This is a genomic window from Geomicrobium sp. JCM 19039, from assembly GCF_000698145.1.
Lineage (GTDB): Bacteria > Bacillota > Bacilli > Bacillales > Marinococcaceae > Geomicrobium_A.
The window spans coordinates 130,266-144,842 of sequence record NZ_BAXB01000006.1 but is presented as its reverse complement, the minus strand read 5'-3'; the positions used below and the strand labels follow the sequence as shown (position 1 = coordinate 144,842).

Below are 14,577 nucleotides of genomic sequence, written 5' to 3'. Positions count from 1 at the left end.
CGTTTACTGCTTTTCCTCCTTGATCTTGATCTCCACTTCGTAGTGGCCGGCAAGCTGGCCTTGCAGCTCCAAGTCATACACAAATGTTAACTTGCCTAGCAGATCGCTATTCTCATACCATTGTACCTTTACGTCCTCTGTTTTCGCTAGTGTCTGGAATTTGGCGTATGGCGTTTCATAAGAACCTTCCGTCTCTTCGCCTTTTGTGTACACTTGCCGCATGGATACGGCACCGTTTCGTAACACTGTCAAACCGCCTGATTGAATCTTTATAATGGTTTTCACGTCACCAATGTCTTCGAGTTCTTCTGTAAATGTAACGTATGTGCTTTCCGTTTTTTGCACCACTTCTCCGTAACCACTCACAGCAATTCGTTTGTGCTCTCCTGCTTGTTCTACTTGTGTTTGCATTGAAACATGAACCGGAATGCTCTCCTCACTCATTAGGAGCTCCCCTTTCCTATAGTAAAGTGTATCCAAACTCAAACACAGGTGCAATCACCGTAGAGTTACATTCTCGTTTCACTTTAAAATCCCCGCCTCTAATAACAGCGAGTTTTGTCTAGTATTGGAGGAGCTTTTTGTTTCTTAATAGTTTACTCGGTCTGTTTTTGTTTCCCACTGCTGGAAAGGGCGTTTATCGTCGGCCACTAACCGGTGAAAAGGATGGTTCGTTCTGTATATGATTTAGAAATCTCATCATAAATAAACGCATCGTCAAATCCAATAGTGGCAGCGTCGTCTTTATTCATCGCATAGTATACCGCTTCTGGACGGGCCCAATAGATCGCCCCCAAACACATCGGGCACGGCTCGCAACTTGTATATAGCACACATCCTTCGAGTTGAAATGTCCCTAATGTGTTACACGCATCGCGAATGGCTGTAATTTCTGCATGAGCGGTAGGGTCATTGTTTGGTGTCACGCGATTCCCACCACGACCGATTATCTGTCCGTCTTTTACGACAATCGCGCCAAATGGACCGCCTCCGCTTTCTACGTTCTCACATGCTAAAGCAATAGCTGTCTCTAAATGGTGTTGATGATCCATGATTAAACACTCCTCTATCTATATACAACTATTCTAATACTTTTTGAGCAAGTATCGAAGGGGGATGATCGAAATGAGGATAATTAATAAGGCAGCTGGGGCTGCCATGTAGTATATGTCTTCGCTCGTCTCTACCCAAATTCTCGTAGCGAGTGTCTCAAACCCCGGCGGTCGAAGCAGCAGCGTTGCTGGAAGCTCTTTTACAGCACTCACAAACACAAGTGCACCTCCAGCTAAAATTCCTGGTAGGATCGTGGGCAAGATTACACGAGTTGCTACTTGCCATGGTTTAGAGCCTAGACTTCTAGCCGCTTCATCCATTTTAGGAGAAACAAGTTGTAATGAAGCTTCACCAGATTGAAGAACTTGAGGCAAAAACCTTATAACAAACGCTAGTGCGACAAGCAGTACGGTATTGTATAAAACAGGCACGTAATTGTTAAAAACAAAAATCATACCTAATGCAACAATCACCCCTGGTAATGCATATCCAGAGTAGGAAAGCTTGTCAATTATTGAACTAATAACGGAAGGATGTCTTGACTTTAAGTAGATGATCGGCAACGCAACAGCCATAGCAATGACCGCCGCTAACCCAGATACATAAAATGTATTCCAAGCGTACTCTATAAATTGAGCGTCAAGCGCTCCTGCTTGCAGCCCAATATAAGACCAGTAGATCATAACCCCTACAGGAATCATTACAGCGAATGTAAAAATCATCATAATGACAGAAAATACAGGCCAACGCCATTTCCCTAAAGGTACAATCTGATCTGTCGCTTTACCTTTTGTAGATTGATGCACATTTCTTCCAGATTTAAACCTAGCATTCATCCATAAAATGAGTAGCGTTATACCGAATAAAACCGTACTAAGAACGGTAGCTGATAAATTGTCATAGCTTCCCATATTGTAATAGATAGCAGAAGTGAAAGTTAAGTATCTGAGCATAGCAATGGCACCAAAATCAGTGATCACATAAAGGGAGACTAAAAGCGCCCCTGCACCAATCGCTGGCCTTAAGAAAGGTAAATACACTCTATAGAATATATTGCTTGTAGATAACCCTTGGGAACGTGCAACCTCTTCGTAGCTTCGGCTGATTTTTCTGAGTGAAGATGACGCGATGAGAAACACGTACGGAAACGTAAATAATGTCAGGACAAACCATACCCCTGTAAATGAATAAATCTCTAATGGAAATTCCCCTAATTGACTGAGCCACTCTGAATCTCGCCATTGTCTCGCGAGTGTTCCACGTGGACCTGCAATAATGATATAGGCAACCGCACCAATATACGGTGGAATGACAAGAGGTACAGCCATAAGCCAACGCCACCAGTTTCGCAGGGGGACGTTGGTCCGTTCTACAAACCACGCCAAAAACACCCCTATAACAATAGTGGCTATCGTAACGAGAATCGTTAGACTAATCGTATTCCACAATAGCTCTGGAATACGATCATCTAACAGCCTCATCCATCGTTCAGCTCCTGCCGTCATAGATCTGAACACTACATAAAGTACCGGAACTGCCAACAGGACCGCTGCTGTTAAAGAAATGATAAGCAAAGAAAACCCTGGTGGATTGCCTTTCCATATTCTCAACCATAAGTTTTTCATACGCATTCTCAATCACCACAAATTCCTCTTAAGCACGGAAAAACAAAGGCCAAAGACCTTTGTTTTTCATTAGCCAATTTCTAGATCAAGTCCAGATTGCTCAATTAATTCCCTCGTATCTTCCCACATGTCTCCTAGTTCACGCAATGGCATATCTTGAATGTTGTATGAATCTAATGGTGCAGCATTCTCATACGCTTCGATTTCAGGGTTCAATGGTACTTCCATAGAATCGTAGGAAAAAGCTTGTTGGTTCTCAGGTATCATAATCCACTCAAAGAATTGCTCAGCACTTTCTTGATTTGGCGCTTCGCTAATCATGCCAATTCCTGCCGCATTAATAACCGCTCCCATTTCCCCATCCGCTTGGTCAGGGTAAACAACGCCTACATTATTGTCTACGGGCTCTTCAATTTGTTGATGGTAATAATAGTTATTCACGAGTCCGAAAGCTACCTCTCCAGCACCTACCGCTCTACGAATATCACCATGACCACTTGTAATTATTCCAGCATTGTCTCGAATGGCGTTCAACCACTCCAACGTCGCTTCGTCTCCCCACTCTTGTCGAAGTGCGGCAACGTGACCGATCATTGATCCGTTTCCTCCACGTGTAATCGCGAATTGCTCAGCATACTGTTCATCTGCCAAAGCTTCAATATTTGTCGGTACTTCAGATTCATCAATTAAGTCCTCGTTGTACATAAGCACTCGCGTACGTGCTGAAAGCCCAATCCAAGAGTTGTCTTCAGCTCGATAATCTTCATCGATTGTCTCAATTCCTTCAGGTGTATATCCTTGTAGCAACCCTTCGTCTCGCAAATGTTCAAGTCCGCCAATCTCATTTGAAATGAAAATATCAGCTTGTGTGTTATTTGCTTCTTCTTTAATAAGATTGACCGCAGTCTCATCTAAATGACTGACAAGTACTTCAATTCCTGTATCTTCTTCAAATTTATCGAGTAAATTATTTGTAAAGTTCTCATTTCTACTAGAATAAACGATTAATTCTTGGTCTTCAGCCTCTGTTGTAATTTCTTCTCCGTTTTCTTCAGCGTTTTGTTCTGGTTCTGTATCATTGCCACAAGCAGCAACAACCAACAATAATGAGGAAAAAACAACTGGATACTTCCATTTACGATTTAACAATGACTCCACTCCAATTTGTTTAGTTAATAACGGCGACGAGTTCCGGTTCAATATCAAAAGCAATTGTGTGTCCAATTTCAATATCATTCTCTAACGGAACACGAATAAGCATTGTTTCTTGATTATCTGTAAGGCAATGTTCAGGAGAACAATTCAGACAAAGTAAAACTTCTTGATACTCGCCTGCATATAACACTTCACGTACAACCCCAGTGTATCTGCCGCTGTCGTTCACTTTGCAACTTTCTGGGCGAATAGATAGCTGAATAAGGTCATTCATATGTGCCTGCTGGCGATTGGCAAGGCACACCTTACCAAATGATGTGCTCACGTGTTTGAGGTCGGTCTCTAGCTCACCATGAACAATGTTCGTTTTCCCGACAAAGCTAGCAACGAATTGATTACATGGTCGTTTATACATTTCCCTTGGATGGTCAATTTGTTGTATAATACCTTCATTCATGACAATGACACGATCAGAAATGGCAAATGCATCTTTTTGATCGTGAGTAACAAATATTGCTGTCGTCCCTTGTTCTCTAAGTACACTCGCCACGTCTTTGCGCATTTGATCACGTAAACTTGCGTCGAGATTACTGAAAGGCTCATCAAGAAGAACCACATCTGGCTTAGGTGCTAAAGCTCTTGCAAGAGCCACACGCTGTTGTTGCCCCCCTGAAAGCTCGTGAGGGTACTGTTTTCGATATTGCTCTAACCCTATCATTTGTAACATTTCTAGCGCACGATCTTTACGTTTCAGTCTCGGGAGTTTCGTCAGCCCAAACATGACATTTTTTTCAATAGTTAAGTGCGGGAATAGTGCGTAATCTTGGAATACCATCCCGACGCTTCTTTTTTCTGGTGGCAAAGAATGCCCTGAACCATATACGATTTTTTCATTGATTTTTATTGTCCCAGCTGTCGGCGACTCAAACCCAGCAATCATGCGAAGGGTAGTGGTTTTCCCACAACCGCTTGGACCTAAAAGGCTTATGATTTCACCTTGTTCTATATCTAATGTAAAATTGGATACAGCTCGTTTATGATGTGCAGAGAAAAGCTTCTCTAATTGTTCAATCTGTATAAAAGCCATACTGCTTTCACCTCTACATTATAATCGTTACAATGAGAATGATTATCAGTTTCGTAGTTCGAATTTATCACATTTATGATTGTGTAGTCAATTGATGTAGCTGTGAATTGTATGAAGATTTTGCGGATGAATATAAATTACGAGGATACATACTTCAGGAGGAAACATGATGAAACGATGGGTTTGGGTGTTTGTGTCAATACTTCTTTTAACAGGTTGCAACAATGTGGACGATACGCAAGAAGAATTGCTTTCTTATTTAAACGGACCTTACGATGAATTTTTAATCATGTATGAGGAAGTAGAACTCATTTATGATGAGTACGATGAACGTGGTGCAAATGGTGAGGATGAAGAAGTGCTTGAGATTATTCGAGAAGAGCTCATCCCCCAGTTTGAATTGATGCATGACCACCTCACTGACCAACAATTCGAATCTGAAGAAATCGAACAGCTAAATGACTTGCTCATTGAGGAAACATCTTACAATCTGCAAGCGGTCGAAGTAGATGAGGATGCGTTTAGTTCTGTTATTGAGAGTGGCGAAGATGCCGAACAGCTCTTTGATGAGCGCGACGAACTTTATATGCAAGCCGATGAAGTGCTCGCTGAGTTTGAACAATATCTCGACGATTTGCTTGACACATACGAGATTGAAGCATAATGATCCTATTAAATCGTTAGCTATAGGCGGAGAGAACATAAAAAATCTCTCCGTCTTTGCTTTTGTTTCCCGTCAAATAAAGCTCAAGTTATTTTAAAAAGATGCACGGTGGTACCCAAACGCAACAGCTGTACGTATTGGGCCGTTTTTTGAAGTACCTGTCGTTATTTTTTCATAAAATCTCCTCTTACAATCCACACGCTCTTCGCTTATAATAACGGTCGGAGGTTGATGGCGAATGATCGATGTCGAATTTTCTTTTTTTATGCCAGATCTTATTTTTAGATAACGACTCGTCAGTACATCTGCCAACATTGTATAGAGAACGTATGTTTGGTAAACTAGGTTTACATACGAATACCACCGTTTTAATTAACTGAACAAGAACGTTAGAATGTTATTTTCAAATATCGACAAACCACAATCTATAGTGGTAAGAAACATTCACTAACACAACAGATTGTGGTAAAATAAAAGAACGAACACAAGAAGATTGGAAGTGGCCACAGTGACGACGATTACAAAACATGACGGCGCTCGCAAAATGCCCTTTGATAAGGAGCGCTTGTTTGCATTTATTGATGAAGTAACGACCGACATTCGGATCCAAAAATACGTGGACCAATATAAAGAGAAAGTCGCAAAATCCATCGAAGCCAAGCCAGAGTATTCAGCAGCAGACATCACACAACTTTTGCTTTTAACCGCTGCCGAGAACAATGATATTGATGTTCCGGAATGGACGTATTCCGCTTCGAAGATTTTCCTACGCGATTTATACAAGAAAGCGGCATACAACCGTAGCTATGACGCTAAACAACGATACGGAAGTTTTACGGCCTACAAAAACGTCTCGGCCAGCTCGGCATTTATGACGTAACGATTTTGCGTGATTACACGCAAGAAGAGATTGAAGAAGCAGCTAAGTTTATCGAGCCTGATCGTGACCACTTCTTCACTTATGCTGGGTTACGAACGTTGAGTGATCGCTATTTGGCGAAAGGTTACGACGGCAAAGAAGTATACGAGCTTCCTCAAGAACGCTGGCTTACGATTGCCATGACGCTCATGTCTCAAGAAGACCGTGCGAATCGTCTTTCACTTGTCAAAGAAGCGTACTGGGCACTTTCTAACCTTTACATGACCGTAGCTACACCAACACTTGCAAACGCGGGCAAAAAAGCAGGACAACTATCGAGTTGCTTTATTGATACGATCGACGACAGCTTACAAGGCATCTACGACAGCAACACTGATATTGCAAACGTGAGCAAATACGGAGGCGGAGTGGGCGTCTACATCGGCAAAGTGCGTGCTGCAAACTCCGATATCCGTGGCTATAAAAATACATCCTCTGGCGTTGTGCTTGGATTCGTCAAATCAACAATACTGCTGTGAGTGTCGACCAGCTCGGGACACGCGCAGGGGCTGTTGCAGTCTATCTAGATGTGTGGCATGCCGATATTTTTGAATTTCTTGATCTGCGTTTGAACAACGGAGATGAGCGCAAACGTGCCCATGATATTTTTACAGGCGTGAACTTGCCAGATATTTTCATGGAGACGGTAGAAGCACGTGGTGACTGGTACTTGTTCGATCCTCATGAAGTACGCAAAGTGTTTGGCTGGTCGTTAGAAGACAGCTACGATGAGGAAAAAGGCCGCGGTACATTCCGCGAGCGTTATGAAATGTGTGTCCAATCGACAGAGTTAACGAGCCGTCGAAAAGTAAAAGCGATCGACGTGATGAAACGAATTATGCAATCCCAGCTTGAAACAGGTACTCCGTACATGTTTTACCGAGACGAAGTAAACCGTATGAACGCAAACAAGCACGAAGGCATTGTATACAGTTCAAATCTATGTACAGAAATTATGCAGAACATGTCTGAGACCGTTGTTGTTGAACAAATTGAAGACAACGGCGAGATCGTCATCAGAAAGAAACCAGGCGATTTTGTCGTCTGCAACCTATCTTCAATCAACCTTGGACGTGCGGTTCGCTCAGAAGTGTTGCCACGTTTAATTCCAATCCAAGTTCGAATGCTTGATAACGTGATTGACATTAACAATCTGCCGGTCCTTCAAGCTCAAATTACGAACAAGAAGTATCGCGCGATTGGACTTGGTACTTTCGGGTGGCACCACCTGCTCGTACAAAATGAAATGGATTGGGAAAGCCCAGAAGCCGCTAAGTTTGCCGATGAACTATACGAAGAGATCGCATTTAGAACGATTCAAGCAAGTGCAGACCTCGCTGAAGAAAAAGGCAGTTATCCTGCTTATTCTGGATCGGAATGGTCAACCGGTCGTTACTTCGAGCGCCACGGCTACCTTGAACAAAATGACGACCAAGCGTATTCAAGCATCGAGCGCTGGCAAAAGCTCGCCAATCAAGTGCAACAAACAGGAATCCGTAATGGTTATCTAATGGCGGTTGCGCCAAACAGTAGTACCGCAACCATTGCCGGAAGTACCGCAGGCATTGACCCTACGTTTGGTCCAAGTTATGTGGAAGAGAAGAAAAACTATAGAATTACCGTCACTGCTCCTGATATTACTGGCGAGAATTATAAATACTATGAGAAAACAGCCTTCCAACAAGATCAATTCGCCAGCATCAAACACAATGCAGCACGACAAAAACACGTCGATCAATCGCAATCATTTAACCTTTACGTACCGGCTTCCATTAAGGCAAAAACACTGCTTGAGCTTCACTTAGCGGCGTGGAATGCAGGACTTAAAACGACGTATTATGTGCGAAGCAGTAAAATTGATATTCAAGAATGCGAATGGTGTGCAAGCTAGCATGCGCACACTCGTGCTGTATGAATCACTGAGTGGCAACACGAGCCGATTAGCGGCCATCATCGCGGAAATGTTAGAAGACAAAGGAGCGGCTGTTACAATTCAGCCGCTCCGAAACTTCTTAAACCTCAAAAAAGAGGAAGGTCTCGCACTCATTCAAGACAAACAAAAGATCTTGATTGGCACGTACACAGACGACACACATGAGCCTCCTGAACTGGTCGAGGAATTGCTCGAGGAATATGATCTGGCTCATGCTGACGTTGCTGCGTTCGGTACCGGAGACACACAATGGGGAGACAGGTATTGTTTCGCTGCACGTGAGATCGCTCGTGTATACGAGAGTGCTTACCCTGTCCTTAAAATTGAACAGATGCCGGCAAAAAATGATCTTGTGACTATTGAGAAATGGCTGGAGGCGATGGGTAGTGAATAATATGATGCAGAAAGTAGCAATAATGGAACCGGCAAACCCGGTGAAATCAACAGGGATTATCAATGGTCTCTCTAGCGGAATCTTAAATTGGAATGACATTGCGTATCCATCTTTTTATCGAACGTACCGTGAGCTCATGTCAAACTTCTGGATTCCTCAAGAAGTGAACATGAGCCCAGACAGTAAATCAATTGTTGAACTGTCTGATGAGGAGCTTCGGGCATATAAGCTGACGATCGGGCTATTGGCAACATTAGATACACCACAAGCACGACTTATTCACAGCGTAAGTGAGTATGTAAGTGATGATAGCGTTCATGCGATTGCTGCCGTCATTGCTCAACAAGAAGTCGTACATAACGAAAGTTATTCGTATGCACTTTCTTCCCTTTTTAGCTACGAAGAGCAAAAGCAGATCTTTGATGATGCGCGCGTGAACCCGACGATCATTGCACGCAACGAACGGGTAATGGCCGCTTACGATGATTTCTTGCAAGAGCCTACAGAGGAAAAGCTCGTTCGTGTCATTATCTATTCCATCATTCTGGAAGGCATCTTCTTCTATACGGGTTTTGCTTATTTCTACAACTTAGCCCGCCAACAGAAGATGAACGCAACCGCACAAATCATCAGTTTTATTAACCGTGATGAGCTTGTTCACGGCAAGTTTATGTCTGAACTTCTTCGTGCAGTGCTTGGGGAGAACCCACGCTTAAACACCGAAGAATTGACTTCATTCATTGAGCAAGAGTTCAAATATGCGGTTGAATCCGAAATTGAATGGTCGAATGAAGTGTTAGAAGGGCTTGTTGGCATCGATATCGATGAAATGCACACGTACATCAAATATCGTGCAAACAAAATGCTAAAAACACTTGGTATTGATCCGATTTATGAAGATGCATTAGAAAACGCATGCCGTGGATTAAAGCATTTGTCGACAACTTCGATGAAACGAAAACCGATTTCTTTGAAGCGAGAAACCGTAGCTACGAGAAAGTCGACGCCGATAACGGCTTTGATGAACTCTAAATACAGGGCCACCTAACGCTTGACATGGGGCTGTCTCAAAAGCCTCTAAAGTAAAAAGGGAGTACAGATCGGTTTTGATCTGTACTCCCTTTTTTGTATGTATGTTATTTCTGTATAGTGTTTTGGCGGGCAGTTCAGGCATCTCCATCTTCATGGCGTTGTGAGGACGAATGTGAACATGGTTTTGGAACTAGATCGCCGTTCATTCTCTTTAAAGTGCTGAATCTGATTCCATTAACGGATGTTTGGAATCAGATTCCCATCGATTGGAATCAGAACGACGCAACACGATCACATATGAGTGAATCTGATTCCAATCAGTGAACTTTGGAACTAGTTCTCCCATTCTACGCAGGAGTTCGAGGGCAACTTGGGCGTTTTGGATGTACAAAATCGCATCATAAAACCGTTGATAGGAGATTTTAACTTTTCAACAAGCAAAAGTACGAATATACGCCTTCCAATTTCTCCATGCTGGGCACCAAGCAAGGTGTAGGGCTAAAATCTTACCATAAAAGCTCCTATGGTAAAATTTCTCTTCTTTTCGGCATCCGGGTGTTGCAAATCCTACCATAGAAACTGAAAATCTCACCATAGAACAAACATTGGTAAGATTTTAGTTAAATCGACTTCATAAATGGAAAAAATCCTCCCATAAGCAGGAGCCACTCCGAGGTTTCCTACGTAGAGGCGCCAAGTCACGAAAAAAGTGTGGCACGTTCTGCACCACTCGTTCAGACTAGCCAGCCCGACCATTTCCAAATTCTCTTCGCTCTCGTCGTTAGACCGAGGAGGCCCGCCCAACCGGTCCTCAGTGGTCAAGTAAACACGGTAGGCGTCTTTTCGCCACCGATGTTGCCCTTATAGTCTGGACTGCATAGTAGACACGGTGGCAGGGTTCGCCACCGATGTCGCCCTTTTGCTCTGGAGTGTCAAGAAAACACGGTGGACGTCTTTTGACCACCGATGTTGCCCTTATAGTCTGGACTGTCAAGTAGACACAGCGAACACAAGCGGAGCGCAGTGAGAGGTGATGCCGCACTTATGCTCTGGAGTACAAGCATCCGCCTACAGTGGAAAGCAACAACAAACTGCGCAACTAGGAAAATGTTAAGTTCTTTCTATTTAGAACTCAACATAGATAGAATCCATCTATCGGCACGCATAAAAACCGGTCAATGACCGGTTCTTTTTTCGTATCTATTTTATGAAGGAATTGTTGTGATGATGATCATGCGGCTGCACCAGCAGAAATATCTTTTGTAAACGATTATAGACCTTGACCTCGGTTTACAACTCCAGGTCCGTTAATCAAGTTGTTGTTAATCACGATTCTTCCACAACTTGGGTTTTGCTGTGGACGTTGAGGTTTTGGACAGCGGCGTCTCGAGCACCCACAATAATTTTTAACCATTCATCTCACCTCCAGTACTCTTCTATTCTATCCAGAACCATTGAAGTCTGTAACGACGCTTACCTACGCCCTGTCCTCCGCTTTTGCGTATGTTTATAAAAAAGTACGTGACAGGTTGTCGAAACAGTGCTACAATTCTTTTAATCATTAGTTCCATTCTACACTATCAAATTCCATTAAGTGGAACTATCCACATTTTGTAAGCGCTTTTACACATAAAGGGGGACTTATTCATGAAGAAATTTGGACTACTGGCGGGAATGATGACAATTGTCGTTCTCGGTGCATGTGAATCATCGGAAACATCAGGGGAAAGCAATTATCCTACGCGAGATATTAATGGGATCATTCAATGGGGTGAAGGTGGCGCAACAGATAATGTCGCTCGTAGCTTGGCCATTCAAGCAGAAGATGCACTAGATGCTTCATTTGTAATGCAAAACCGTGAGGGTGCAACGGGGGCTATTGCGACACAGTATGTGTATGATCAACCCGCAGACGGCTATAACGTTTTGTTTGGTGCAGAAAATCCGTTAATTTACAATGTGCTCGGTATTTCTGAGAGGGATTACATTGATGACTTCTATCCAGTGAATATCATTGGGCAAGGGCTTGCGGGAGTTGTCGTGAAGGATGACTCTCCATTTGAAACGTTGGAAGACCTTGTAGAACACGCCCAAGACAACCCTGGCGATCTCACCCTAGGGACAAGCGGTGAAGGTGGGTTGCCACATGTCGTTGCTTCGATGCTTTCTGCAGAGCTTGGTACTGAATTTAACCAAGTTCCTTACGACGGGGATGGTCCACTGTTTACAGCAATGCTAGGCGATCAAATTGATGCAACTGTTGTTGGTGTTGCAGGGGCACAGGAGTATGTTGAAGCCGGTGATATCCGGATGTTATCGATTGTTCATAACGAAGAAGTTGAGGCTTGGGATGCCCCTGCTCTGAGTGATATTTATCCGGAATTCGATAAGTATTTACCGTGGGGTCCATTTTACGGGGCGTTTGTTCACCCAGAGACACCGGATGATGTAAAGGAAACGCTTGTTTCCGCCTTTGATGAAGCGGTTGAAGAAGAGTCTTTCCAAGAGCTGCTCGCTTCACTCGGAGCGGAGCCGATTAACATTAGTGGTGATGAAGCGGTTGATTGGATGCGCCAAACTCAGGCGGTCTCCGCTTGGTTATTGTATGACGCAGGCGCCACCGAGAATTCACCAGAGGAATTTGATATACCAAGGGTAGAAGACATTGATTAAGTAAAAACGGTGAGGGTGCAAAGATGTGCACCCTCACTTTCGATTCAATCTACACCTATTTCAAAGTGAGGACGCGAGTACACATGCTTACATTAAAACGAACCCTTCCCGGCGCGATCATGCTGATGGTAAGTTTTGTTATCTTATATCAATCGCTTCTAGTTCAAGGAGAAGAAATGCTAAACCCCGCCGGAGGAGGTTTTCTGCCAGGGGTTATCGCAATCATTCTAGCGCTCTGTGGAGCCTCGACAATAATCAGTGATTTACGCAAAAACAAACAAGAACAAGCAACTGCTGAGGCGACTGATAATGACTTTTCAAAAGGAGATTATCTCCTAATCTTCTCTTATTTTATCTTTATCGTTCTTTACGTACTTTCTTTATCGTTTTTACCGTTCTTCATTAGTACAACTTTGTTTTTAATCATAAGCATTTATCTATTAAAAGGGATTAAATGGTATACGAACATCATTGTTTCTGTAGTCACAGTGACGATTATCTATTTCTTGTTTTCGCAACTATTTAACATTGTCTTCCCTTAAGGAGCTAGCATTATGGAAATTATCCAACAATTTCTCATTCCTTTTCTTGATTGGGAACTTCTCCTCCTCGTTGCCGCTGGTACGCTAGCAGGGATTTTTATCGGTGCAATTCCTGGGCTTTCGGTGACGATGGCGGTTGCTTTACTTCTGTCTCTTACTTATTCTTGGGACTTACTTCCCGCACTCGCGCTTATGCTTGGGGTATATTACGGGGGTGTATATGGAGGTTCAAGAGCAGCGATTCTCGTCAATATACCAGGATCTCCTGCTTCGGTTGCAACATCATTAGACGGTTATCCGATGTCTCAGAAAGGGGAAGCGGGCCTTGCCCTTTTCCTAACGACCATTTTCTCTTTCATAGGAGGGCTTGTCGGTGTCATCGTGCTCGCAACTGCAGCACCAGTTGTCGCATCATTTGCGGTTCAATTTGCGAATCGCGATTATTTCTTACTCGCATTACTCGGTCTTTTGCTCGTTGGTAATTTGAGTAACGGCACTTTAGCAAAAGGGTTGTTCTCTGCAGGTGCTGGTATTGTCATCGGCCTGATTGGTATGGATCCGATCGGTGGCGGCTCCCGGTTTACGTTCGGTTCATTACAGCTCATGAACGGAGTCGATTTTATTATCGCGCTCCTAGGACTATTCGGGATGTCAGAGATCCTCTACCAGATGAGAGAGTTGAAGCGCCAAGGAAAACCACTTGAAATTAAGAAAATGGTTATTCCACCTTTACGGTTTATCTTTAAGTTTCTCCCTTTATCTATGCGTGTCTCGATTCTCGGTGTTCTCACCGGCGCCCTTCCAGGTGCTGGCGGTGAGATTGCAGCTTTATTATCTTATGACCACGCGAAACGCTCGACAAAGAACCCGAATCGACCGTTTGGTGAAGGGGCTCACGCTGGTGTCATTGCACCTGAAGCGGGCAATAGCTCCGCGATTGGGGGCGCGATGATCCCTATGCTTACCCTCGGTATCCCCGGGGACGCGGTGACGGCAATCTTCATTGGTGCATTGTTTATTCATGGACTGCAGCCTGGCCCGATGCTCATGACACAAAGTGGTGACCTATTCTGGGTAATGGTCGGGTCATCTGTTCTAGCAAACGTATTCTTGCTCGTATTTGGCCTCATGGTCGTTTCAATTTTCATACGCATCGTGACAGTTCCACGGCAAATATTACTGCCCATTATTGCCGTCATTACGGTCATCGGATCGTATGCAATGAACTACAGCTTAACCGACGTGTATTGGATGCTCGGGTTTGGTTTGGTCGGCTTCTTTATGAAAGTAAACAACTTCTCCGTAGCACACTTGTGCTTGGCATCATACTCGGACCGCTACTCGATACTTCATTCCGCCGGGCGTATATGTCCGCGAACGGTACGATGTCTGATTTTATTAGCGGGTTTTTCACAAACCCAATCAGCCTTGTACTCACCTTGTTCATTTTGTTTACGTTATTCGCGCAAACGCCTTACTACAAATCACTGAAACGAAAGA

General features: G+C 43.6%; 9 protein-coding genes and 3 pseudogenes. 7 read left to right on the top strand and 5 right to left on the bottom strand.

Annotated features, from left to right (window positions below; all coding sequences use genetic code 11):
* Window positions 1-3: 3 nt before the first annotated feature.
* From JCM19039_RS08315 to JCM19039_RS08295, 5 genes and pseudogenes are all read right to left on the bottom strand, one after another.
* Complete coding sequence (locus JCM19039_RS08315) at window positions 4-444, bottom strand: DUF1934 domain-containing protein (RefSeq protein ID WP_042425875.1); 441 nt, start codon at window positions 442-444, stop codon at window positions 4-6.
* A 144-nt stretch (window positions 445-588) separates the two neighbouring features.
* A pseudogene (locus JCM19039_RS08310) lies at window positions 589-1,052 on the bottom strand (nucleoside deaminase).
* A gap of 33 nt (window positions 1,053-1,085) precedes the next feature.
* The gene (locus JCM19039_RS08305) at window positions 1,086-2,678 is read right to left on the bottom strand and encodes an iron ABC transporter permease (protein WP_238544972.1); all 1,593 of its coding nucleotides are present in this window, start codon (window positions 2,676-2,678) and stop codon (window positions 1,086-1,088) included.
* 69 nt (window positions 2,679-2,747) lie between these two features.
* Window positions 2,748-3,827, bottom strand: a complete 1,080-nt coding sequence (locus JCM19039_RS08300) for an extracellular solute-binding protein (protein WP_042425870.1) — start codon at window positions 3,825-3,827, stop codon at window positions 2,748-2,750.
* Window positions 3,828-3,846: 19 nt separating this feature from the next.
* Complete coding sequence (locus JCM19039_RS08295; protein ID WP_042425868.1) at window positions 3,847-4,920, bottom strand: ABC transporter ATP-binding protein; 1,074 nt, start codon at window positions 4,918-4,920, stop codon at window positions 3,847-3,849.
* Between the two features lie 169 nt (window positions 4,921-5,089).
* Between JCM19039_RS08295 and JCM19039_RS08290 the strand changes: the two genes are divergently transcribed.
* From JCM19039_RS08290 to JCM19039_RS08250, 7 genes and pseudogenes are all read left to right on the top strand, one after another.
* Complete coding sequence (locus tag JCM19039_RS08290; RefSeq protein WP_042425866.1) at window positions 5,090-5,584, top strand: hypothetical protein; 495 nt, start codon at window positions 5,090-5,092, stop codon at window positions 5,582-5,584.
* Between the two features lie 544 nt (window positions 5,585-6,128).
* Window positions 6,129-8,394, top strand: a pseudogene (locus JCM19039_RS21830) (ribonucleoside-diphosphate reductase subunit alpha).
* Window positions 8,384-8,830 (top strand): flavodoxin domain-containing protein, encoded by a 447-nt coding sequence (locus tag JCM19039_RS08270; protein WP_193744180.1) that lies wholly within the window; start codon window positions 8,384-8,386, stop codon window positions 8,828-8,830. Before JCM19039_RS21830 ends, JCM19039_RS08270 begins: the two are co-directional and overlap by 11 nt.
* Window position 8,831: 1 nt before the next feature.
* Window positions 8,832-9,862: pseudogene (locus tag JCM19039_RS08265) on the top strand (ribonucleotide-diphosphate reductase subunit beta).
* Window positions 9,863-11,509: 1,647 nt separating this feature from the next.
* A complete protein-coding gene (locus JCM19039_RS08260; RefSeq protein WP_052398620.1) occupies window positions 11,510-12,535 on the top strand; it encodes a tripartite tricarboxylate transporter substrate binding protein in 1,026 nt (341 codons plus the stop codon).
* 83 nt (window positions 12,536-12,618) lie between these two features.
* Window positions 12,619-13,077 (top strand): tripartite tricarboxylate transporter TctB family protein, encoded by a 459-nt coding sequence (locus JCM19039_RS21825; RefSeq protein WP_052398619.1) that lies wholly within the window; start codon window positions 12,619-12,621, stop codon window positions 13,075-13,077.
* A 12-nt stretch (window positions 13,078-13,089) separates the two neighbouring features.
* Complete coding sequence (locus JCM19039_RS08250; RefSeq protein ID WP_238544971.1) at window positions 13,090-14,568, top strand: tripartite tricarboxylate transporter permease; 1,479 nt, start codon at window positions 13,090-13,092, stop codon at window positions 14,566-14,568.
* Window positions 14,569-14,577: the final 9 nt, after the last annotated feature.

Excerpts from the sequence above, each read along its gene's own strand:
- JCM19039_RS08315 (WP_042425875.1), bottom strand. The coding sequence starts at position 444 with ATGAGTGAGGAGAGCATTCCGGTTCATGTTTCAATGCAAACACAAGTA.
- JCM19039_RS21825 (WP_052398619.1), top strand. The coding sequence starts at position 12,619 with ATGCTTACATTAAAACGAACCCTTCCCGGCGCGATCATGCTGATGGTA.
- JCM19039_RS08250 (WP_238544971.1), top strand. The coding sequence starts at position 13,090 with ATGGAAATTATCCAACAATTTCTCATTCCTTTTCTTGATTGGGAACTT.
- JCM19039_RS08260 (WP_052398620.1), top strand. The coding sequence starts at position 11,510 with ATGAAGAAATTTGGACTACTGGCGGGAATGATGACAATTGTCGTTCTC.
- JCM19039_RS08290 (WP_042425866.1), top strand. The coding sequence starts at position 5,090 with ATGAAACGATGGGTTTGGGTGTTTGTGTCAATACTTCTTTTAACAGGT.
- JCM19039_RS08305 (WP_238544972.1), bottom strand. The coding sequence starts at position 2,678 with ATGAAAAACTTATGGTTGAGAATATGGAAAGGCAATCCACCAGGGTTT.
- JCM19039_RS08295 (WP_042425868.1), bottom strand. The coding sequence starts at position 4,920 with ATGGCTTTTATACAGATTGAACAATTAGAGAAGCTTTTCTCTGCACAT.